At 70.8% G+C, this 21,448-nt stretch carries 16 protein-coding genes; 8 read left to right on the top strand and 8 right to left on the bottom strand.

Annotation, left to right across the window (positions count from 1 at the left end; all coding sequences use genetic code 11):
* Window positions 1-101 precede the first annotated feature (101 nt).
* Window positions 102-560: a CreA family protein gene (locus tag HNQ01_RS08845; RefSeq protein WP_286180621.1), complete on the top strand. Its 459-nt coding sequence runs from the start codon at window positions 102-104 to the stop codon at window positions 558-560.
* 278 nt (window positions 561-838) lie between these two features.
* Window positions 839-1,618 carry an SGNH/GDSL hydrolase family protein gene (locus HNQ01_RS08850; RefSeq protein WP_173805009.1) on the top strand — a complete coding sequence of 260 codons (780 nt, stop codon included), beginning with the start codon at window positions 839-841 and terminating at the stop codon, window positions 1,616-1,618.
* Here the strand turns inward: HNQ01_RS08850 and HNQ01_RS08855 are convergent.
* Window positions 1,600-2,556 carry a 5'-nucleotidase gene (locus HNQ01_RS08855; protein ID WP_173805010.1) on the bottom strand — a complete coding sequence of 319 codons (957 nt, stop codon included), beginning with the start codon at window positions 2,554-2,556 and terminating at the stop codon, window positions 1,600-1,602. The genes HNQ01_RS08850 and HNQ01_RS08855 overlap by 19 nt on opposite strands.
* A 109-nt stretch (window positions 2,557-2,665) precedes the next feature.
* Between HNQ01_RS08855 and HNQ01_RS08860 the strand changes: the two genes are divergently transcribed.
* On the top strand, window positions 2,666-4,384 hold the full coding sequence (locus HNQ01_RS08860) for a hypothetical protein (protein WP_173805011.1): 1,719 nt from the start codon (window positions 2,666-2,668) through the stop codon (window positions 4,382-4,384).
* Window positions 4,385-4,400: 16 nt separating this feature from the next.
* Here the strand turns inward: HNQ01_RS08860 and HNQ01_RS08865 are convergent, their stop codons facing one another.
* A complete protein-coding gene (locus tag HNQ01_RS08865) occupies window positions 4,401-5,006 on the bottom strand; it encodes an HD domain-containing protein (RefSeq protein ID WP_217427458.1) in 606 nt (201 codons plus the stop codon).
* Between the two features lie 115 nt (window positions 5,007-5,121).
* Here HNQ01_RS08865 and clpB point away from each other — a divergent pair, with 115 nt between their 5' ends.
* Entirely contained in the window at window positions 5,122-7,713 is a 2,592-nt protein-coding gene (clpB, locus tag HNQ01_RS08870; protein ID WP_173805012.1) for an ATP-dependent chaperone ClpB, read from the top strand.
* A gap of 118 nt (window positions 7,714-7,831) precedes the next feature.
* Complete coding sequence (locus HNQ01_RS08875; protein WP_217427459.1) at window positions 7,832-9,916, top strand: catalase; 2,085 nt, start codon at window positions 7,832-7,834, stop codon at window positions 9,914-9,916.
* 6 nt (window positions 9,917-9,922) lie between these two features.
* Here the strand turns inward: HNQ01_RS08875 and HNQ01_RS08880 are convergent, their stop codons facing one another.
* Together HNQ01_RS08880 and HNQ01_RS08885 are read right to left on the bottom strand one after the other, a co-directional pair.
* A complete protein-coding gene (locus tag HNQ01_RS08880; RefSeq protein ID WP_173805014.1) occupies window positions 9,923-10,387 on the bottom strand; it encodes a hypothetical protein in 465 nt (154 codons plus the stop codon).
* A gap of 125 nt (window positions 10,388-10,512) precedes the next feature.
* The gene (locus HNQ01_RS08885) at window positions 10,513-11,733 is read right to left on the bottom strand and encodes a hypothetical protein (protein WP_173805015.1); all 1,221 of its coding nucleotides are present in this window, start codon (window positions 11,731-11,733) and stop codon (window positions 10,513-10,515) included.
* 133 nt (window positions 11,734-11,866) lie between these two features.
* Between HNQ01_RS08885 and nadB the strand changes: the two genes are divergently transcribed.
* Window positions 11,867-13,573 (top strand): L-aspartate oxidase, encoded by a 1,707-nt coding sequence (nadB, locus tag HNQ01_RS08890; protein WP_173805016.1) that lies wholly within the window; start codon window positions 11,867-11,869, stop codon window positions 13,571-13,573.
* A gap of 121 nt (window positions 13,574-13,694) precedes the next feature.
* Complete coding sequence (locus tag HNQ01_RS08895; RefSeq protein ID WP_173805017.1) at window positions 13,695-14,963, top strand: sugar MFS transporter; 1,269 nt, start codon at window positions 13,695-13,697, stop codon at window positions 14,961-14,963.
* Between the two features lie 30 nt (window positions 14,964-14,993).
* On the opposite strand, the gene HNQ01_RS08900 is transcribed toward HNQ01_RS08895, so the two are convergent.
* From HNQ01_RS08900 to HNQ01_RS08915, 4 genes are all read right to left on the bottom strand, one after another.
* Window positions 14,994-15,278 carry a late competence development ComFB family protein gene (locus tag HNQ01_RS08900; protein WP_173805018.1) on the bottom strand — a complete coding sequence of 95 codons (285 nt, stop codon included), beginning with the start codon at window positions 15,276-15,278 and terminating at the stop codon, window positions 14,994-14,996.
* Between the two features lie 85 nt (window positions 15,279-15,363).
* Complete coding sequence (gene nadA / locus HNQ01_RS08905) at window positions 15,364-16,476, bottom strand: quinolinate synthase NadA (RefSeq protein ID WP_173805019.1); 1,113 nt, start codon at window positions 16,474-16,476, stop codon at window positions 15,364-15,366.
* An 85-nt stretch (window positions 16,477-16,561) separates the two neighbouring features.
* Window positions 16,562-17,806, bottom strand: coding sequence for a hypothetical protein (locus HNQ01_RS08910; protein ID WP_173805020.1), 1,245 nt, complete (start codon window positions 17,804-17,806; stop codon window positions 16,562-16,564).
* 32 nt (window positions 17,807-17,838) lie between these two features.
* A complete protein-coding gene (locus tag HNQ01_RS08915; protein ID WP_217427460.1) occupies window positions 17,839-19,188 on the bottom strand; it encodes a hypothetical protein in 1,350 nt (449 codons plus the stop codon).
* A gap of 359 nt (window positions 19,189-19,547) precedes the next feature.
* On the opposite strand from HNQ01_RS08915, the gene dsbD reads away from it, so the two are divergent.
* On the top strand, window positions 19,548-21,365 hold the full coding sequence (gene dsbD, locus HNQ01_RS08920; protein WP_286180622.1) for a protein-disulfide reductase DsbD: 1,818 nt from the start codon (window positions 19,548-19,550) through the stop codon (window positions 21,363-21,365).
* Window positions 21,366-21,448: the final 83 nt, after the last annotated feature.

Raw genomic sequence — 21,448 nt, forward strand, 5'->3', positions numbered from 1 at the left:
GGACATGCGCGGGCGGCACAATCGACGCTTCCGTCACCCTGCCGCCGCGTGCGGCCGACACGATGAACCCGACCCTTTCCCGATTCCGCCGGATTTCCCCGATGCTGCGTGCCTGCGCGCTGGCCGCGACCACGCTGGCGACGGCCGCCCGCGCCGAGGTGCTCGGCGAGGTCTCGACCGTCTTCAAGCTGATCGGCCCCGACCACAAGATCGTCGTCGAGGCCTATGACGATCCGCTGGTCGAGGGCGTGACCTGCTATGTGTCGCGCGCCAAGGCCGGCGGCATCAGCGGCGCGGTCGGTCTGGCCACCGACAAGTCGGACGCCTCGATCGCCTGCCGCCAGGTGTCCGAGATCCGCATCAAGGGCCCGCTGCCGCAGCAGGACGAGGTCTTCAGCGAGCGCCTGTCGATCCTGTTCAAGAAGCTGCGCATCGTGCGCATCGTCGACGCCAGGCGCCAGTCGCTGGTCTACATGACCTACTCCGACAAGCTGATCGAGGGCTCGCCGAAGAACAGCATCACCGCGGTGCCGGTGGGCAAGCCGATTCCGGTGAAGTGACATGGGAACGGGATGGTTTTCAATCCCTGTTCCGATGATTTGCCCTGACTTTGGTGGGGTTCTTCAGCGTATCGCTTTGGCGTGAATTGTGATACGTGAAGCATCTGTGGCGGCTGCAATAATCGTGCACGTCGCCTGACAGGAGCAGCGCACGCCAGGGCGAAAGCCGGCGTGTGAACAAGTTCCGCGTGCGACAAGGGGGGATCCGGGCCGGCTCCGGATCGATGAAATCAATCATCCTGCGGTGTCGTTTCGTGAGATCTTTTCAACGTCTGGCCATGATCGCCATCATGGCCATGATCTGCCTGTGCGGTTCCTTGTGGACCTATTCAAGGAGTTTCTCTGCACCGCCGGACCGGTTGCCTTTACGGAATGCCCCGGCCGTGGTCGACAGGAATGTGCGCATCGCCATCATCGGAGACAGCTGGGCCTCAGGGAGGAAACTCGACGACTTCGTCGAGAAGGATCTGCATGACCGCGGCTGGAATGTCCGGATCACCAGTCACGGACATCCCGGCGCGCGCTCGCAGCTGATCTATCGCGACATGTTCGCCCCGCAGTCGGACCCTCATTCCAGTCAGGACGTGCTGTTCGGTGCGCCGTTCCATGCGGCCGTGGTGCTGGCGGGCGTCAACGATTCCCAGGGGTATATCGGTGCCGACCATTATTCGCACCATGTGCGGCTGATCGTCGAGGCATTGAGCCGCCGCGGCATCTTTCCCCTGGTGGTCGAGCTGCCGGAATACGGGATCGAGCAGGCCCGGTCCTCCGATCCTCTCGGCCGGGTCCGGCGCAGGATGATGCGCATGGTCTATCACCATGACCAGATCGACGTGATTCCCATGTACCGCAGTGCTCTGGCGAAGAATCTCCAGGAGAGTCTCCCGGCAGATTCCTACCGCATCATCGACTTCGATCCGGTGGCCACCGATTTCAATCGGAGTCGCGACCTCTATCTTCCGGATGCCATCCACCTGAGCGAGAAGGGCCGCCGCGCGCTGTCGGCCCAGATCGGCCTGTCCCTGGATCGGCTGCTGCGTCAGCGCGCCGGAGGCTGAGCGCCGTCCGCGAGCGGCGCTGCTTCGCCTTGCGGCAGCAGCCGCCCGCCCGCATAGGGCACGATGCCCGCCGGCACATGCCCGGAGGCCGGGCGCACATGGCTGTCCTGGTCGTCGAAGAACATCTGCGCGCCGAAGGCGGCCAGCACCGTCTCCTTCGGGGCGCCGCCCAGGAAGAAGGCCTCGTCGACGTTCACGCCCCAGTCGCGCAGCGTGTGGATCACCCGTGCATGCGCCGGGCTGCTGCGTGCGGTCACGATGGCGATGCGCACCGGGCAGGTGCCGGCGGCGAACTCGCGCTGCAGCGCCGACAGCCGCATCAGCAGCTTGGCGAAGGGCCCTTCGGCCATCGCGTCGTGGCGGTGCAGCCGCTCGTGCGCGATGAAGGCCTCCAGCCCCTGCGTCTTGTAGATGCGCTCGGACTCGGGCGAGAACAGCACCGCGTCGCCGTCGAAGGCGATGCGGATCTGGCCGGCCGGCGCGCGGAAGTCCGCCGGCGGGTCGTAGAGCAGCGCCGCGGCCACGCCGTGGTCGATCGCCTCCTGCACGTCGCCGGGATTGCGCGACAGGAAGAGGTCGACGTCGAAGGCCTTCAGGTAGCCCACCAGCGAGTGCGCGCCGCCGGTGAAGGCCGCGCGCTCGATCGCCAGGCCGTGCGCCTCGATCGCGTTGAAGGCGCGCAGGCCGGTGTCGGGCGAGTTGCGCGAGATCACCACCACCTCGATGCGGCGCTCCGGCAGCAGCGCGTTGAGCCCCAGCAGCGCCTGGACCAGCGGGAAGGCGGTGCCGGGGCGCAGCGGCTCGTCCTCGTGCTCGCGCTGGTAGCAGGAGAAGGCCTCGACGCCCTGGGCATCGAAGAGCCGGTTCTCGTGCTCCAGATCGAAGAGCGCCCGCGAGGAGATGCCGATGACGAGCTTGTCGGTGAGCGAGTAGGGCATGGTGAGCGTGCATCATGCCACCAAGGGCATCGTGTTTCTTTTTTCGTCTTTCGACGGGACCGGCCGGTGGATTGCGTTTATGCTGCAGCGCAACATTCTGGAGGGATTCATGAGCATCCGACAGGCCGGACGGGTGGCACTTGCGCTGGGCATCCTGGGCAGCTTCTGTCCGGGCCACAGCGCCTGGGCACTGGGCAAGCTGCCCCGGCTGCGCATCGACCTGGCCGAGACGACGGTCTCGGGCATCTCGTCGGGCGCGTACATGGCGGTGCAGATGGGCGTCGTGAAGTCCAGCCTGGTGCGCGGCGTGGCCGCCACCGCCGGCGGGCCCTACATGTGCGCCACCGACGGGGACGTCGGCTCGCCGACGGCCGCGGTCAGCCGCTGCATGCAGGGCGATCCGGCGATGCAGCCGGCCGCCACTGACCGGCTGGTCGATCCTTCGGACGGCACCTTCACCTATGCCTTCCAGGGCAAGGCGCAGCGCGATGTCGAGCGCATGGCCAGGAACCGCCGCATCGACAGGGTCGAGGGCATCCGCAACCAGGCGATCTGGGTCTTCCACGGCTACAACGACGGCATCGTCAAGCTGCCGGTGTCGCAGGCGCTGGTGGGCTGGTACACCGGCCGCCATCCGAACGGCCGCAGCGCCTCGGGCATGACGCCGCGTCTGCCCGCCAGCCAGGTCTTCCACAAGGACGACCTCAACGCGGGGCACGCGCAGATCAGCTCGGCCTGCACCGGCAGCCACTGCAACCCGTGCGAGACCGAGGGCGGCGCCTTCATCAACAGCTGCGCGCTGCCGGAGCGTGATCCGTACGACGCGGCCGGCTCGGCGCTGCAGATGTTCTACGGCCGGCTGACGCGCACCGCCACGCCGGGCGGACGCTTCATGGCCTTCGGCCAGATGCCCTACCTGAAGCTGATCGACGGCAAGACGCCGGTCAAGGCCACCGACGAGATCGCGATGGGCGAGGAGGGCTACCTCTACGTGCCGAAGGCCTGCGAGGACGGCAGCACCACCTGCCGCCTGCACATCGCCTTCCACGGCTGCATGCAGAGCGCCACCGACATGGGCAAGGTGACCGGCCAGCGCGACTACTTCGCGCGCCACGCCGGCGTCAACGAGTGGGCCGACCAGAACCGCATCGTCGTGCTGTACCCGCAGGCGATGCCGACCAACGCGGTCAGCGGCAACGCGCTCAGCGCCGCGGTCAGTCCGATGGGCGCGGCCCGCGACGCGCTGGGCAGCCTGGGCAAGGCGATGACGAGCTACGACATGAGCCGGCCGTTCAACCCGATGGGCTGCTGGGACTGGTGGGGCTACAACGACGACGTGCCGGCGCGCGCGATGTCGGGCCAGTGGCCGGTCGGCAGCTTCGCCTCCAGCCAGGGCGTGCAGATCGCCGCGGTCTGGCGCATGGCCGAGCAGCTGGCCGACGCCTCGCTGACCGGCACGCTGGCGCGGGTGCCGGCCACCGCCGGCCGCCCCGAGGTGCAGGTGCTCGACGAGACCGCCTCGCAGGTGCTGCTGCGCTGGGAGCCGGTCCAGGGCGCCAGCCGCTACAAGGTCTACCGCACCGGTGGCAAGGGCGGCGCGGCAGCCAGCGAGACGACGCAGCCCTTCTTCGCCGACTCGCTGCTCGAGCCGCAGACGAGCTACGCCTACTTCGTGCGCGCGGTCATCGACGGCGACGAGAAGGAGCCCTCCGCGACGGTCGCCGCGACCACCGCGAAGGCGCCGCCGCCCTGCGATCCGTACTTCTCGCTGGCCCAGGGCGTGGTCGTCGGCCGCGACAACAAGCCGACCGGCAAGACCTGCCGATGAGCGGGGCGGGGCGGCGTCAGGGCGCGAAGAAGCCGCGCTGCCGCCCCTCCTCGAGCCGGGCCTCGAGGTAGGTCCACAGCGCAGGGCAGCCATCGCGGATCGGCGCGGCGATGCGGCGCACGACCCGCGCGTGGCTCACGCCGTTCTCGCGCCAGCTGCGCCCTTCGGCCGACAGGTTCAGCAGCACCGGCATCGCGCGGTCGATCGCGTGCGCGAAGCGCGCCTCCGCGCTGCTCTCGGCCTCGAACTCCTCCCAGAGCGCGACGAAGGGCGCCGCCTGCTCCGGCGGCAGCAGCGCGAAGATGCGCTGCACCGCGGCGCGCTCGGCCGCCTTGCGCTCCTCCCAGCCGTCCTCGACGTAGACCAGCGTGTCGCCGGTGTCGATCTCGCCGATGTCGTGCACCAGCAGCATGCGCACGACGCGGTCGATGTCGACGGGTCCGGCCGCATGCGGCGCCAGCGCCAGGGCCATCATCGCGATCTGCCAGCTGTGCTCGGCGGAGTTCTCCAGCCGTTCCATGCCGGCGGGCCGGGTCTTGCGGGTGACGCCCTTCAGGCGGTCGATCTCGAGGATGAAGGCGATCAGGTCGTGCATCGCGGACAGGGGCGGGGAGCTGTTCATGGCGGAACGCTAGCACGGGCCGTCCTTGCGCAGGATCAATCCGGCCCGGCGACGCACGCTCTTGAAATGCCGTGGCGGCCTCCCCAAGTGCGGCTCAACCGGAGGAACCATCCCCATGCGAATCGACAAGTTCACCACGCTGCTGCAGCAGGCCCTGGCCGACGCCCAGAGCCTGGCCAACACGGCGGACCATGCCTACATCGAACCCCCCCATCTCGTCCAGGCGCTGCTGAACCAGGACGACGGCCCGCGCTCGCTGCTGCAGCGCGCCGGCGTCAGCCTGCGTGCGCTCGAAGAGGCGACCGACGCGGCGCTCGCCCGTCTGCCCAAGGTCGACGGCGCGCAGCTCCAGCCCGGACGCGATCTGGTCGCGCTGCTGCAGGCCGCCGAGAAGGAGGCCGCCCGGCGCGGCGACCAGTTCCTGGCCAGCGAGATCGTGCTGCTGGCCCTGAGCGATGCCAAGACCGACTACGGCCAGGCGGTGCGCGCCTGCGGCCTGACCCGCCGGGCGCTGGAAGGCGCCGTCGACGCGGTGCGCGGCGGCCAGAACGTCGACTCTGCCGAGGCCGAGGGCCAGCGCGAGGCCCTGAAGAAGTACACGCTCGACCTGACCGAGCGCGCCCGCATCGGCAAGCTCGACCCGGTGATCGGCCGCGACGACGAGATCCGCCGCGCCATCCAGGTGCTGCAGCGCCGCTCGAAGAACAACCCGGTGCTGATCGGCGAGCCGGGCGTGGGCAAGACCGCCATCGTCGAGGGCCTGGCGCAGCGCATCGTCAACGGCGAGGTGCCCGAGAGCCTGAAGGACAAGCGCGTGCTGGTGCTGGACATGGCGGGCCTGCTGGCCGGCGCCAAGTTCCGCGGCGAGTTCGAGGAGCGTCTGAAGTCGGTGCTGAAGGAAGTCGCCCAGGACGAGGGCCGCATCATCCTCTTCATCGACGAGCTGCACACCATGGTCGGCGCCGGCAAGGCCGAAGGCGCCATCGACGCCGGCAACATGCTCAAGCCCGCGCTGGCACGCGGCGAGCTGCACTGCATCGGCGCCACCACGCTGGACGAGTACCGCAAGTACGTCGAGAAGGACGCCGCGCTGGAGCGCCGCTTCCAGAAGGTGCTGGTCGACGAGCCCAGCGTCGAGGCCACGATCGCCATCCTGCGCGGCCTGCAGGAGAAGTACGAGGTGCACCACGGCGTGGAGATCACCGACCCGGCCATCGTCGCCGCGGCCGAGCTCTCGCACCGCTACATCACCGACCGCTTCCTGCCCGACAAGGCCATCGACCTGATCGACGAGGCCGCGGCCAAGATCAAGATCGAGATCGACTCCAAGCCCGAGGTGATGGACAAGCTCGACCGCCGCATGATCCAGCTGAAGATCGAGCGCGAGGCGGTCCGGCGCGAGAAGGACGAGGCGTCGATCAAGCGCCTGGGCCTGCTCGAGGAGGAGATCGAGCGCCTGGGCCGCGAGTACGCCGACCTCGAGGAGATCTGGAAGGCCGAGAAGGCGCAGGCCCAGGGCTCGGCCCAGGTCAAGGAGGAGATCGACCGCATCCGCGTGCAGATCGAGGACTTGAAGCGCAAGGGAAATTTCGACAAGGTCGCCGAGCTGCAGTACGGCAAGCTGCCCGACCTGGAGAAGCGCCTGAAGGAGGCGCAGGCCAAGGAGGCTGGCAAGGCCGCCGGCGGCAAGGGCCCGCAGCTGCTGCGCACGATGGTGGGCGCCGAGGAGATCGCCGAGGTGGTCAGCCGCGCCACCGGCATCCCGGTCTCGAAGCTGATGCAGGGCGAGCGCGACAAGCTGCTGAAGATGGAAGGCCGCCTGCACGAGCGCGTGGTCGGTCAGGACGAGGCTATCGTCGCGGTGTCGGACGCGATCCGGCGCAGCCGCGCGGGTCTGTCCGACCCGAACCGGCCGCTGGGCAGCTTCCTGTTCCTGGGCCCCACGGGCGTGGGCAAGACCGAGCTGTGCAAGGCGCTGGCCGGCTTCCTGTTCGACTCGGAAGACCACATGATCCGCATCGACATGAGCGAGTTCATGGAGAAGCACACCGTCAGCCGCCTGATCGGCGCGCCGCCGGGCTATGTGGGCTATGACGAGGGCGGCTACTTGACCGAGGCCGTGCGGCGCAAGCCCTACAGCGTGGTGCTGCTCGACGAGGTCGAGAAGGCGCACCCGGATGTCTTCAACGTGCTGCTGCAGGTGCTCGACGACGGGCGCCTGACCGATGGCCAGGGCCGCACGGTGGACTTCAAGAACACCGTGATCGTCATGACCAGCAACCTGGGCTCGCACCTGATCATGTCGATGGCCGGCCAGCCGCCGGAGGACATCAAGGACGCGGTCTGGGGCGAGGTCAAGCAGCACTTCCGCCCGGAGTTCCTGAACCGCATCGACGAGACGGTGGTGTTCCACGCGCTCGACCAGACGCACATCGAGTCGATCGCGAAGATCCAGCTCAAGGGCCTGGAGGCGCGGCTGGCGAAGATGGAGATGCAGCTCGAGGTGTCGCCGGCGGCGCTGGCCGAGCTGGCCAAGGTCGGCTTCGATCCGGTGTTCGGCGCGCGGCCCCTGAAGCGCGCGATCCAGCAGCGCATCGAGAACCCGGTCGCCAAGCTGATCCTCGAAGGCCGGTTCGGGCCGAAGGACGTCATCCCGATCGAGGTCGGCGCCGACGGCGGCTTCAGCTTCGGGCGGACGGTGCACTGAACGGGGTCCGGCACGCGCGGGTTCTTCCGACGGCGGTCTCGTCCCTGTCCTACAGGGGCGGGGCCGGGCGCTTCCTAGAGTGGCGGGATCGATGTTCCACCGCTCCCACGAGGTGCCCATGCCCAAGAAGACCCCGCGTCCCGATGTTCCCGCCCTGAGCACCGGCCAGGCCGGCGAAACCCACCAGAGCGCCGGCGCCGGCGTGCCGGTGCTGACCACGAACCACGGGGTGCCGGTCAGCGACAACCAGAACTCGCTGCGGGCGCACGAGCGCGGGCCGACGCTGCTCGAGGACTTCGTGCTGCGCGAGAAGATCTTCCACTTCGACCACGAGCGCATCCCTGAGCGCATCGTGCACGCCCGCGGCTCCGGCGCGCACGGCGTCTTCGAGTGCACCCAGGCCATTCCCGAGCTGACCCGCGCCTCGATCTTCCAGAAGGCCGGCACGACCTGCCCGGTCTTCGCTCGCTTCTCGACCGTGGCCGGCGGCGCAGGCTCGGCCGACACGCCGCGCGACGTGCGCGGCTTCGCCGTCAAGTTCTACACCGACAGCGGCAACTGGGACCTGGTCGGCAACAACATCCCGGTCTTCTTCATCCAGGACGCGATCAAGTTTCCCGACCTGATCCACAGCGTGAAGATGGAGGCCGACCGCGGCTACCCGCAGGCCGCCTCGGCGCACGACACCTTCTGGGATTTCATCGGCCTGATGCCCGAGGCCATGCACATGGTGATGTGGGCGATGTCGGACCGGGCCCTGCCGCGCAGCCTGCGCATGATGGAGGGCTTCGGCGTGCACACCTTCCGTCTGGTCGACGCCGAGGGCGAGAGCCGCTTCGTCAAGTTCCACTGGAAGCCGGTGCTGGGCCTGGAGGCCACCTGCTGGGACGAGGCGGTGAAGATCGCCGGGGCCGACCCCGACTTCCACCGCCGCGACCTGTTCGAATCGATCGAGGCGGGCGACTTCCCGGCCTGGGACCTGGGCATCCAGGTCTTCGACGAGGCCTGGGCCGCGAAGCAGCCCTATGACGTGCTCGATGCCACCAAGCTCATTCCCGAGGAGGAGATTCCGGTGCGGATCGTCGGCCGCATGACGCTGAACCGCAACCCGGACAACTTCTTCGCCGAGACCGAGCAGGTGGCCTTCCTGCCCTCGAACCTGATTCCGGGCATCGACTTCAGCGACGATCCGCTGCTGCAGGGGCGGCTGTTCTCCTACCTGGACACGCAGAAGTCGCGCCTGGGCACGACCAACTTCCACCAGATCCCGGTCAACGCGCCGAAGTGCCCGTTCCACAACTTCCTGCGTGACGGGATGATGCAGACGAAGGTGCCGCGCGGGCGTGCCAGCTACGAGCCCAACACGCTGGCCGAGGCCGGCGAGGACCCGGGCCCGCGCGAGGCGCCGGGCGAGGGCTTCCGCTCCTTCTCCGGCATCGGGGCGCCGGCCACCAGCAAGCTGCGCGTGCGCGCCGAGCTCTTCGCCGACCACTACAGCCAGGCCACGATGTTCTGGCGCTCGCAGACCGCCAGCGAGCAGGCGCACATCGCCTCGGCGCTGGTGTTCGAGCTGTCCAAGGTGAAGATCGAGGCGATCCGCACCCGGGTGCTCTCGCGCCTGCGCCGCGTCGACGAGGACCTCGCCTCGCGCGTGGCCCGCGGTCTGGCGATGCCCTTGCTGGACGCCGCGCCGGTGGCGCGCGAGCCGGTCGAGATGGCGCCGTCGGCCGCGCTGTCGATGCAGGCGCGTGCCCCGCACGGCTTTGCCGGGCGCAAGGTCGCGATCCTGTTCGACGAAGGGTCGAACCTGGCGAGCATCCGCAAGCTGTGCACCGACATCAAGGGCGCGGGCGGCAGCGTCTTCCTCGTCGCGCCGAAGGTGGGAGAGCTCCGGCTCAAGGGCGGCACGCTCAAGGCCGACGGCCAGCTCGCCGGCTCGCCTTCGGTGCTGTTCGACGCGGTGGTCGGCGTGCTGTCGCCGGATGCGGCCTATCGCCTGGTGCGCGAGAGCGCGGCGGTGCAGTGGTTCATGGACGCCCATGCGCACTGCAAGGTCATCGCGCACTGCCCGGCCACGCAGCGCCTGCTCGACCACGCCGGCATCGATGTCGACGATGACGGCATCGTCGCGCTCGACGGGCTGATGGCGGCCGGCATCCAGCGTCGCTGGGCGCGCGAGCCCGACGTGCGTTCGCTGGCCTGAACGTGCTCAGGCGCGGCCGCCGCCACCGATCATCAGGTTGAACACCACCCGCAGCAGGCCCAGCTCGACCGGCGAGCTGCCCCGCAGCGCGGGCAGGTGGCGGAAGACGCCGCCGGCGGGCTCGATCGCCGCGCCGGGCGCCTCGAAGGTGTCGAAGCGCAGCAGGTGCACCCGCACCGTGCTGCCGTCGGCCTCGGTCAGGCCCTCGTCGAATTCGGCCACGCGCACCACCTCGGCCGGGTTCAGGCCGAGCTGCGCGATGGCGGCCTCGCGCACGGCGGCACCCTCCTCGGCCGCCGGCAGTGCGGCATCGGTCGCCGCGAAGGCCCGGGCGCCCTCGGCCAGCGGCGCCGGCCACAGCAGGCTGCCCGAGGGCCAGCGCGCGAACAGCAGCGCGGTGCTGTAGCCGTCGAAGTGGCAGAGAATGACCCGGTGGCGGGCGGTCGGCGGAGCGTCGGCGTCGTTCGGCATCGCGGCAGTGTCCGTGGCAGGAGTGTCGTGTTCCGTCTCTTCCACGCAGCCTTCGTGCCATGCGGTGCGGGCCGCCCGGGGTCGGCTTTGCGACATTCCTGCCACGGCCGGACGCCGCCGCCCGCTCAGAGCACCGGCGTGCGCGGCAGCGCCGCGTCCAGCGCCATCAGCCGCGGCCGCAGCTGCATCCAGCTCGTCTGCGTCGGCCGGTACACCAGATGCATCGCCAGGCCCGGCTGCGACACCAGCGTGCGCACGCCCAGCGCATCGGTGCCGCCCATGACCAGCACCTCGTCGGCCTGGCCCGGGATCTGCAGCTGGCGCCGGGTGCTGTTGCCGGCGGCCAGCAGCAGCGAGCCGCGCCGCGCCAGGTCGGCGCCGCGCGCGGCCGCGCCGGCATGCGCGATGACGCGGCTGGTGGCGATGTCGAACACGCAGGCGGCCTGCACGCCGTTGAGCGCGTGCAGCTCCAGCGCGAAGCGCTCCATCGGCGTGGACTGCGCCGCCAGCGGCGCGCGTTCGCCGCCGGCCGTGCCGGAGGTCGGCGGCATCGGCTGCATGGCCTCGCCGCCGGCCGGCGCGAAGGGCGCCAGCAGCGCGCCCTGGCCGTCGGGGCGGCGCAGGTGCTCGATCTCGTTCCAGCGCGCGCTGACCATCGCCCAGGCCTCGGCCGGGCGGGTGACCGGCGCGGCCAGCCGGCAGTCCAGCCCGCTGCCCAGGCCGAGCGCCTGGATCAGGCCGTTCATCGCCGCGTGGCTGCCGTTCGACAGCGGCATCAGCTGCAGGTGGCGGCACTGCCAGCCCGGATGGAAGAGCATCTCGCGCAGCGGCTGCAGCGCGTCGCCGATGGCGTGCTGCGGCAGGTCGCCCACCAGCACCACCGCCAGCGCCGCCTGCGACAGCAGCACCCGCGCCAGCGCGCTGCGCTTGGGGCTGTCGGCGTCGATGTCGGTGCTGTAGATGCGCACCCGGTGGCCGTGGCGAGCCGGGCAGTCGACATGGTCGATCGCCGCCAGCGTCGTGCCGTAGCTCTGGCGGCGGATGTTCAGGCGCTCGACCGGCCGTCCGGCCGCGGCGGCCACCGCGTGCAGCATGCGCCGCGCGCCGCGGCTGGCGATGTCGTGCAGCACGATGTAGCTCGGGCGCAGGAACTCGAACTGCTGCTGCAGCGCCTCGGCCGGCTCGCAGGACACGAAGAGCTCGCGCGTGTTGTTGCCGACCGGCCGGCCGATGTCGGCCGGCTCGTCGAGGTAGTCGCGCACGCTGCGCTGGATCTGCGTCTCGTAGTGGTCCTCGTCGCCGTCGTGCACGGGCGGTCGCGAGCTCGGACCCGAAAGGGTGGTCATGGCCGGTGTCTCCTGGGGAATCGCTGCAGGGCTCGAAGAGGTCAAGAGAGGTCGACGAGAGAGACGGCACCGGCACGAAAACTGGACCGTATCATCCTATCATCCGGGCCTTGATTTCATATCGTGCGCCAGCATGTCTTTCAATTCTTCCACTTCTGACCACGACGCGCTGCCTGTCGTCATCATCGGTGCCGGTCTGGCCGGCCTGACCGTGGCCCTGGAGCTTGCGTCCACCCGGCGGGTGATCGTGCTGGCCAAGCGCCAGCTCGGCGAGGCGGCCACGGCCTGGGCCCAGGGCGGCATCGTCGGCGTGCTGGGGCGCGACGACAGCATCGAGAGCCATGTGCGCGACACGCAGGAGGCCGGCGCCGGCCTGGTCGACGAGCACACCGCGCGCTTCATCGCCGAGCGCAGCGCCGAGGCCATCGAGTGGCTGGTCGAGCGCGGCGTGCCGTTCTCGCCCGACCCGGACGGCCCGCTGGGCCTGCACCTGACGCGCGAGGGCGGCCACGCGGTGCGCCGCATCGCGCATGCGGCCGATGCCACCGGCTACGCCATCCACCAGGCGCTGCTGGCCGAGGTGGCGCGCCACCCCAACATCGAGCTGCGCGAGCGCTGGATGGCGATCGACGTGATCACCCCGCGCCACCTGCACAGCGACGCGGCGCCGCGCTGCCACGGCGTGTACGTGCTCGACCTCGACCACCAGCGCGTCGAGACGATCGCCACCAGCGCGGTGGTGCTGGCCAGCGGCGGCGTGGGCAAGGTCTACCGCTACACCAGCAATCCCGACACCGCCACCGGCGACGGCATCGCGATGGCCTGGCGCGCGGGCTGCCGGGTGGGCAACATGGAGTTCATCCAGTTCCACCCGACCTGCCTGTATCACCCGCAGGACCGCAGCTTCCTGATCACCGAGGCGCTGCGCGGCGAGGGCGGCCACCTGAAGCTGCCCGACGGCACCCGCTTCATGCCGGCGCACGATCCGCGCGGCGAGCTGGCACCGCGCGACATCGTCGCCCGCGCGATCGACTTCGAGATGAAGAAGCACGGCCTGGACCACGTCTGGCTGGACGCGACCCATCTAGGCGAGGCGTTCCTGAAGGAGCACTTCCCGACCATCCACGCGCGCTGCCTGGCCCTGGGCATCGACATCGCGCGTCAGCCCATCCCGGTGGTGCCGGCGGCGCACTACACCTGCGGCGGCGTGGTCACCGACCTGCTGGGCCGCACCGACCTGCCGGGCCTCTACGCGGTCGGCGAGACCACCTACACCGGCCTGCACGGCGCCAACCGGCTGGCGAGCAACTCGCTGCTGGAGTGCGTGGTGCTGGGCAAGACCTGCGCCGAGACCATCGTCGCCGCGCCGCGCGCCGATCAGCCGCTGCTGCCGGCCTGGGACGAGAGCCAGGTGCACAACGCCGACGAGCAGGTGGTCATCGCCCACAACTGGGACGAGCTGCGCCTGCTGATGTGGAACTACGTCGGCATCGTGCGCACCACCAAGCGCCTGGAGCGTGCGCTGCATCGCATCCAGCTGCTGCGCGACGAGATCGACGACTACTACGCCAACTTCCGCGTCGACCGCGACCTGCTGGAGCTGCGCAACCTGGTCGACTGCGCCGAGCTGATCGTGCGCTCGGCCCTGATGCGCCAGGAAAGCCGCGGCCTGCACTACAGCCGCGACTTTCCCGATCCGCTGCCGGTGAGCTTCCCCACCGTGCTGGTGCGCCCGGCGCGCAGCCGGCGCGGCGCCGGCCTGGCGGGGCTGGGCATGGGGCTGGCCTCGCCGTCGGCGCCGGTGTCGCGGCCGCCGTCGTCGACCGGGCTGTGTGGCTGAAAGGGTGAAATAAAGCTTTCAATCCATATTAATTTTTCGTTCAACAAGCGGCTAGAATCTTAATTCCTTCTTTCCGACCGCTTGAGGCCCCGGCACGCCCGTGCCGGGCCGGAACGACAACATGTCCCGATCGCACTCCCGTCCGCTGACGGTCCTGACCTCGCTGTTCTTCATGTGGGGTCTGATCACCTCGCTGAACGACATCCTCATCCCGCACCTGAAGGCGATGTTCTCGCTGAGCTACGTGCAGGCGATGCTGATCCAGTTCTGCTTCTTCACCGCCTACTTCATCGTCTCGCTGCCGGCGGGGCGGCTGCTGCAGCGCCTGGGCTACCAGCGCGGCATCGTCGTCGGCCTGTGCATCGTCGGCGTGGGCTGCCTGATGTTCGGCCCGGCCGAGAGCCTACGCTCGTACCCGCTGTTTCTGGGCGCGCTGTTCGTGCTGGCCGCGGGCATCACGCTGCTGCAGGTGGCGGCCAACCCGTACGTGACGCTGCTGGGCCATCCGGACACGGCGTCGAGCCGGCTGAACCTGACGCAGGCCTTCAACTCGCTGGGCGCGACCGCCGGGCCGCTGCTGGGGTCGGTGCTGATCCTGGGGGCGGCCGACCAGGCCGCCTCGGCGGCGCAGGGCGGCGACAGCGTGCAGGGGCCGTACCAGGCGCTGGCGGCGACGCTGTTCGTGCTGGCGGCGGTGATGGCGATGTTCCGCCTGCCGGACGCACGCGCCATCGAGCGTGCCGCGGCCACCTCGGCCGGGGAGGTGCCCGCCGGCCGGCGCGGCCGCCTGACGGCGCACCGCCATCTGGTGCTGGGCGCGGTGGCGATCTTCGCCTATGTCGGCGCGGAGGTCGGCATCGGCAGCTTCCTGATCAACCTGATGGCCGAGCCCTCGATCGCCGGACTGGACCATGCCAAGGCGGGCCAGTACCTGGCGATGTACTGGGGGGCGGCGATGGTGGGCCGCTTCGCCGGCAGCGCGATCATGCGCCGCGTCCGCGCCAGCCGCGTGCTGACGGTGGTGGCCGCGGCCAACGTGCTGCTGATCGGCGCGGCCATCGCGCTGGGCGGTCCGGCGGCGATGTGGCTGCTGCTGGCCACCGGCCTGATGAACTCGGTGATGTTCCCGACCATCTTCTCGCTGGCGCTGGAAGGCCTGGGGGCGCTCACCAGCCGCGGCTCGGGCCTGCTGTGCATGGCCATCGTCGGCGGCGCGATCGTGCCACTGCTGCAGGCGGCGGTCGCCGACCGGGCCGGTCTGCTGGTGTCCTTCCTGGTGCCGCTGGTGTGCTATGTCTGCATCACGCACTACGGCGCGGCCGGCCACCGTCCGGTGGCGGTCGAGGAGGAGGCCGGTGCCCCGGCCGGGGCGCTGGGCGCCGCAGCCTGAACGCTGGACGCGCGGCCGACGCTCGGCCGTTCAGCGGCGGGCGCGCATCGCGATGCGCGCCTGCACGAACTCGAACGCGTAGGTCACCGCCTCGCCGATCGTCTGCTCGATCGCGAGGCGTTCCTTTTCGGTCAGGTAGAAGTTCAGGTCCACCGTGTGGCGGATGTAGCGCGAGCCCAGCCGGTTGAGCGCGACGCAGGCCACGTCGGGCAGCGCGTCGGCCTCGAGGTAGGGATAGTTCGGCGCCAGCCGGGTGACCGCGTCGAAGACCGGGCGCTCGTAGTGGTTGTGGACCGAGGTGAAGTCGATGTTCATGGCCGGGCGGTGAGTGGGATCGTCGTGATCCGTCTTCATCGGCCCGGCCGGGACCCGACTTGAACCGCGGGTCCGTGCCGCCGTCTCAGGCCGCGCCGATGTTGGGCACGAAGCCCTGGGCCGGCCTGGCGATCGCCGCCGGGTTGGCCTTGACGAAGTCGAGCATGCGGTCGATGCAGCCCAGCGCCTGCGAGCGCACCGGCTCCTCGACATGGATCTCGCCGCTGCCCTTCTCCAGGCAGTCGATCACGCCCTGCAGCGCGTTCATCGCCATCCACGGGCAGTGCGCGCAGCTCTTGCAGGTGGCGCTGTTGCCGGCGGTCGGCGCCTCGATCAGCCGCTTGTTCGGCGCGGCCTGCTTCATGCGGTGGAACATGCCGTTGTCGGTGGCGACGATGAACTCGGGCGCGTCCATCTCGATGACCGCCTTGAGCAGCTGCGCGGTCGAGCCGACGACATCGGCCTGCTCGACGACGCTCTGCGGCGACTCGGGGTGCACCAGCACCTTGGCCAGCGGATGCTCCCGGCGCAGCAGCTCCAGCTCGGTGCCCTTGAACTCGTTGTGCACGATGCAGTCGCCGGTCCACATCAGCATGTCGGCGCCGGTCTGGCGCTGCACGTAGCTGCCCAGGTGGCGGTCCGGCGCCCACAGGATCTTCTTGCCCTGCGCATGCAGGTGGCCGACGATCGACAGCGCGCAGGAGCTGGTGACCATCCAGTCGGCGCGCGCCTTCACCGCGGCGCTGGTGTTGGCGTAGACGACGACGGTGCGGTCCGGGTGCGCGTCGCAGAAGGCGGCGAACTGCTCGGCCGGGCAGCCCAGGTCGAGCGAGCAGGTCGCGTCCAGGTCGGGCATCAGCACGCGCTTCTCGGGGCTGAGGATCTTGGCGCTCTCGCCCATGAAGCGCACGCCGGCCACGACCAGGGTCTGCGCGGCGTGGTCGCGGCCGAAGCGTGCCATCTCGAGCGAGTCGGAGACGCAGCCGCCGGTCTCGATCGCCAGGTCCTGCAGGTCGCCGTCGACGTAGTAGTGGGCCACCAGCACCGCGCCGCGCTCCTTCAGCAGCGTGCGGGCGCGCTCCTTCAGCGCCAGGCGCTCGTCGCGGGTCAGCGGCTTGGGCACCTTCGCCCAGGCCAGCGCGGTGCAGCTCTGCCCGCTGGCGTCCTGGCGGGTGTAGTCGAATTGGAGTTCGGTCATGGTCGTCGTGCGGGATCGCGGGGATGAGGGCGCGATCCTAGCCGAGTCGCCTGGCCGAGTCGCGCCTGCGGGCCGGCCGGAGGCGTCAGCGCCACTGGTTGCGCGCCACCGCCGCCTGCCAGCGTGCGGCCGACAGGTCGCCGAAGTCGCGGTCGATGCAGGCCAGCAGCAGCAGCCCGGGCTGACGCGGCAGCGGCAGGGCGAGGTGGTGGCGGCCGGCGGCGGTCCACATCAGCTCGGCCGGGGGCGCCTCGACCGCGTCGTCGCCCGTCGCCTGCTGCGCGCGCCACATCGCGCAGGTGCGGCGCGCCGCGCGCTCGATCTCGGCCTGCGCGGTCTCGGTGGCGGCGTCGATCGCCAGCAGCTCGGCGCCGTCGACGCTCACCAGCGCGGCACCGACCACGCCCGGCCCCATCGCCAGCACGCCGAGCATGCGGGCGACCCGGGTCTCGTCCAGGTCCGCGCCGGCGGCGGCCCGTGGGGCGGGCGATGGCGACGGAGAGGGCAGGTCGTGGGCGGCGTGGGCGTGAAGGGGCGTCGTCGGCATCGGGGACGGGAAGGCGGGTGGCGAAGCAGGGGGGGGGAGGGTCGGGGCTGCGGGTGCAGAGGCGGTCACGGGCACGGGCACGGGCACGGGCGCAGCAGGCGCGGCCGGGGCCTCGCCCTGGCCGCAGACCATCGCGACGAGCTGCTGGCTCCAGTCCGGCGCGCCGGACTGGAACAGTTCGAGTACATGGATGCGCAGGCCGCGCGGCCAGTGCGAGCGGCGCAGCCGGTCGGCGCGGCTGGGCTTGTCGGCCGGCGAGACCAGCAGCAGCGGCGGGCCCTGCCAGCTGTCGGGGCGCACGCGCTCGCCGATGCGGCGCACCAGCTCCTTGTCCTGCCCGGAGCCGGCCAGCACGACCGCGCGGTCGGCCTGCGCCAGCAGCGACAGCGCCACCGGCAGCGCCAGATCGTCGCCGGGCGCGGCCTCGACCTGGATCACGCCGAGCGTCTGGCCGGAGGGCGTCGGCACCAGCGTGCTGCGCAGCCGTGCCACCGGCGTGTCGGGGCGCTGTTCCTGCACCAGCACGATCTCGCCGATCGCGCCATGCGCGGCCTGGGCCAGCGGTCGCAGCGAGAAGGCCGGCCAGCTCGCCTGCGGATCCCAGACGACGATGTGCTGCCCGGGAGGCGCCGCGTCGCGCGGGAACAGCATCCCGAGCGGCGGCGCGTCCGGCCGCTCGGCGCGGGTGCGCAGCTCCCGGGTGGTGAAAGGGACCGCATCGGCGGCATCGGGGGGCAGGCCGCTCGGGCCGGCCCAGGCGTCCTGGGTCGTCTGCTTCGGCATGGGGTCGGGAGAGGTCCGGCGCGGGGCCCGGATCAGATCAGCACCTGCTGCGCTTCCATGATGCGGTAGCGTGTCATCGCGAGGTTGCTGCGCAGCTTGTCGAGCACCGACAGGATGAACAGGTCCGGATGCGCGCGCAGCGTGCGCAGGATGTGGTATCGGCTGCCGGCGGTCACGAGGATCTCCTCGAGCGGGTCGCCGGGGCGCGAGTGGCCGAGCTGGCGCAGCGTGCGCCGGTGCGTCTTCCAGATCTCGGAGGCGGCCAGCGCGGCGCGGTCGATGTCGGGGCCGCGCGCCGGACAGGCGACGATCGCGCCGGTCATGCCGTTGACCAGCGCGACGAAGATCAGTCCGTCGAGCACCGTCAGCTCGTCGAGCACCGCCTGCGCGCGCCGGGTGTCGATGCGCGGCTCGCCGCCGGTGACGATCTCGCCCAGCGGCGCCGGTGCGTTCTCGGGCAGCGCCGCGGCCGGGTGACCGACGAAGACGGTCGCCTGGCGCGTCGGCAGCGCCGCGGCCTGGGCGCGCTGCAGCTGGCTCTCGGTCAGCGGCATCGGCGCGCTGCCGCTCTGCAGCGGCGCGGGCGCGCTCGGCGTGGCCTGCTCGGTGCGCAGCTTCTGCCAGTGCGCGAGCATGCGGTTCCAGACCGCGCTGGCGCTGGTGAGCGACTCGCAGATCGCCTCGACGCGCACCTGGTCCGGCCATTCCATCTGGCGGATGCGCGTCATCAGCGCCGCGGCGTTGATCGGCAGCATGAACAGCAGGTTGCGGCACTGCCACTGCAGGCTGTGCGCGGCCTGGTGGATGTCCTCGAGCATCGACTCGACGTCGGCCGGCGCCATCGGCCCGACGATCACCACCGACAGGTCGGAGCGCTCCATCAGCGCGATCTGCACCTCGGCGGCATCGCGGCCCTCGGCCTGGATGTCGGCGTAGTAGATCTTCAGCGTGTCGTCGGTGCGACGCGGCAGCATCGTGCGCTCGATGTCGGCCAGCGGCGCCAGGCTGGTCTGGTCGCGCAGGTGCAGCCGCTCGATCGGCTGGCCGCTGGCGTCGGCCAGCGCGCGGATCACCGAGGCGGCCCACATGTGCGAGGGGTCGCAGATCGTGATCAGCTTCTGCCGGACGAAGGTGTCCTTGCGGCTGCTGGCGAAATGCGCGCGCATCGCCTGGGCCGGCGAGCCGTTGACCAGCAGCTCGTCGCGGTGCGGATCGGCCGCGGGCTCGGCGGCCTGGGCGTAGTCTTCCTCGCCGGCCACGCCCATGATCGTGGTGGTCGCGAAGTCCGCTTCCTGCAGCTCGCGCTCGCGGTCTTCCTTCCGATTCGAGCGGTTCACCGCCTCCCGGAGCGGGGTGAGATCGCCAAAGAGGCTCTTGAGCATGTTCTTCTCGGGGGTCGTCGCGGTCCGATGAAAATCTGTACGGATGCCGTACTTTAGTCGCTCGCGTGCACTGCGGGCAGATTCCGCGTGAAAGTTCATGCTGCAAACGTCTGCGTGCAGCGCGGGGCTTGACTTTCTGGTGATTCCTGAATTGAAAAAACAATATGGCGACGTGAAGTATTCATCGAATGTCCGGTCGCTTTGTATGAGCTTGAAGCCGGGTGTGTCCGTACCGCGCGAGCTGTAACGAGGCGTGGGCCGGTTGTCCTGTCGGTTTCGCGGCACACTGCTGCCGTCGTGTCCGTGTGTCTGTCATGAAAAGATCAAGAATCCTTCCGTGGGCTCTGCCGTTGCAGGTGATGCACCTGCTGCGCCGGTGGCTGGTGCTGCTGCCTTTCCTGCCGGTGGTCCTGCTGGCGCTGTCGCCGCCCGCGCGGGCCGAGGATTTCCTCGAGCCCGGCCAGGCCTTCCGGCTCGGCGTGACCGCGCACCAGGGGGCCGCGCTGCGGCTGCATTTCGACATCGCGCCGGGCTACTACCTGTACCGCGAGCGGCTCGAGCTGCGCTCGCGTCCCGAAGGCGTGACGCTGGCGCAGGCCCGGCTGCCCGACGGCCAGGTCAAGCATGACGAGACCTTCCAGAAGGACCTCGAGGTCTACCACGAGCGGCTCGACATCGACCTGGACCTGCAGGCGCTGGTGGCCGGTGCCGACGGCCCGCGCGAGCTGGTGCTGACCAGCCAGGGCTGCGCCGAGAAAGGCCTGTGCTATCCGCCGCGTGCGCAGCGCATCGCGCTGCAGGTCGCCGGCGGCGCGATCGCCTCGGCGCGGGTGCTGGGCGACGAGGCGCCGCAGGACGCGGGGGGCGCCGCGGCCGCGCCGGCCTCGCCGCTGCCCGGCGGGGACCGCTTCGCCTCGGTGCTGGGCTCGGGCAGCCTGCTCAAGGTCGCGGCGGCCTTCGCGCTGGCCGGGGTGCTGCTGTCCTTCACGCCCTGCATGCTGCCGATGGTGCCGATCCTGTCGTCGATCATCGTCGGGCAGGGCGCGCCGGTGTCGCGGGCTCGCGGGCTCGGCCTGTCGCTGGCCTATGCGCTGGGCATGGCGCTGGTCTACACCGGCTTCGGCGTGGCCGCCGGCCTGGCCGGCGAGGGCCTGGCCGCGGCGCTGCAGACGCCCTGGGTGCTGGCGGGCTTCGCGCTGCTGCTGGCGGGGCTGTCGCTGTCGATGTTCGGGCTGTACGAGCTGCAGCTGCCGGCCTCGCTGCAGTCGTGGCTGAGCACGGCCGGCTCGGGGCTGCAGGGCGGCCGCCACGGCGCGGTCTTCCTGATGGGCGGGCTGTCGGCGCTGATCGTCGGACCCTGCGTGGCCGCGCCGCTGGCCGGCGCGCTGCTCTACATCAGCCAGACGCGCGACGTGGTGCTCGGCGGCACGGCGCTGTTCTCGATGGCGCTGGGCATGAGCGTGCCGCTGGTGCTGGTCGGGCTGTCGGCCGGATCGCTGCTGCCGCGGGCCGGCCGCTGGATGGAGACGGTCAAGCGCGTCTTCGGCGTGCTGCTGCTGGGCGTGGCGGTGTGGATGGTCACGCCGCTGCTGCCGGTGGCGCTGCTGATGGCGGCCTGGGGGGCGCTGGCGCTGGCGGCGGCCGTCGTGCTGTGGCGCGCGGCACCGGCCGGTGGTGCGGGGCGTGCGCTGCTGCGCGGGCTGGCGCTGCTGGGTGCGGCGCTGGCGCTGGCGCAGTGGGGCGGGGCGCTGAGCGGCGGCCGCGACGTGCTGCGGCCGCTGGCGCATCTCGGTCGCGCCACGGTGGCCGTCGGCGAGCCGCTGGCCTGGCGCCGGGTGCGCACGCTGGCCGAGCTGGAGGCGGCGGTGCGCGAGGCCGGCCGGCCGGTGATGTTCGACTTCTACGCCGACTGGTGCGTGTCCTGCAAGGAGATGGAGCGCTACACCTTCAGCGACCCGCGGGTGCGCGAGCGCCTGGCCGGCGTGCTGCTGCTGCAGGTCGACGTGACCGCCAACAGCGCCGACGACCGGGCGCTGCTGCGGCGCTTCCAGCTCTTCGGGCCGCCGGCGATCCTGTTCTTCGACGCCTCCGGGCGCGAGCTGGCCGACCGGCGCGTCATCGGCTTCCAGCCGGCCGACGACTTCCTCGCCAGCCTGGCGGCCGCCGGCATACGCTGACGCCGGGCTGACGCCGCGCCAGGGTGACGTCAGCCCGGCGTGGCATCGTCGCGGACCTTTTCACCCCTGGCCTCGAGACTCGA

The organism is Sphaerotilus uruguayifluvii, assembly GCF_013294065.1.
Lineage (GTDB): Bacteria > Pseudomonadota > Gammaproteobacteria > Burkholderiales > Burkholderiaceae_C > Sphaerotilus > Sphaerotilus uruguayifluvii.

Coding starts and splice junctions, on each gene's coding strand:
- HNQ01_RS08845 (WP_286180621.1), top strand. CDS start 102: ATGCTGCGTGCCTGCGCGCTGGCCGCGACCACGCTGGCGACGGCCGCC.
- HNQ01_RS08850 (WP_173805009.1), top strand. CDS start 839: ATGATCGCCATCATGGCCATGATCTGCCTGTGCGGTTCCTTGTGGACC.
- HNQ01_RS08855 (WP_173805010.1), bottom strand. CDS start 2,556: ATGCCCTACTCGCTCACCGACAAGCTCGTCATCGGCATCTCCTCGCGG.
- HNQ01_RS08860 (WP_173805011.1), top strand. CDS start 2,666: ATGAGCATCCGACAGGCCGGACGGGTGGCACTTGCGCTGGGCATCCTG.
- HNQ01_RS08865 (WP_217427458.1), bottom strand. CDS start 5,006: ATGAACAGCTCCCCGCCCCTGTCCGCGATGCACGACCTGATCGCCTTC.
- clpB (WP_173805012.1), top strand. CDS start 5,122: ATGCGAATCGACAAGTTCACCACGCTGCTGCAGCAGGCCCTGGCCGAC.
- HNQ01_RS08875 (WP_217427459.1), top strand. CDS start 7,832: ATGCCCAAGAAGACCCCGCGTCCCGATGTTCCCGCCCTGAGCACCGGC.
- HNQ01_RS08880 (WP_173805014.1), bottom strand. CDS start 10,387: ATGCCGAACGACGCCGACGCTCCGCCGACCGCCCGCCACCGGGTCATT.
- HNQ01_RS08885 (WP_173805015.1), bottom strand. CDS start 11,733: ATGACCACCCTTTCGGGTCCGAGCTCGCGACCGCCCGTGCACGACGGC.
- nadB (WP_173805016.1), top strand. CDS start 11,867: ATGTCTTTCAATTCTTCCACTTCTGACCACGACGCGCTGCCTGTCGTC.
- HNQ01_RS08895 (WP_173805017.1), top strand. CDS start 13,695: ATGTCCCGATCGCACTCCCGTCCGCTGACGGTCCTGACCTCGCTGTTC.
- HNQ01_RS08900 (WP_173805018.1), bottom strand. CDS start 15,278: ATGAACATCGACTTCACCTCGGTCCACAACCACTACGAGCGCCCGGTC.
- nadA (WP_173805019.1), bottom strand. CDS start 16,476: ATGACCGAACTCCAATTCGACTACACCCGCCAGGACGCCAGCGGGCAG.
- HNQ01_RS08910 (WP_173805020.1), bottom strand. CDS start 17,806: ATGCCGAAGCAGACGACCCAGGACGCCTGGGCCGGCCCGAGCGGCCTG.
- HNQ01_RS08915 (WP_217427460.1), bottom strand. CDS start 19,188: ATGCTCAAGAGCCTCTTTGGCGATCTCACCCCGCTCCGGGAGGCGGTG.
- dsbD (WP_286180622.1), top strand. CDS start 19,548: ATGCACCTGCTGCGCCGGTGGCTGGTGCTGCTGCCTTTCCTGCCGGTG.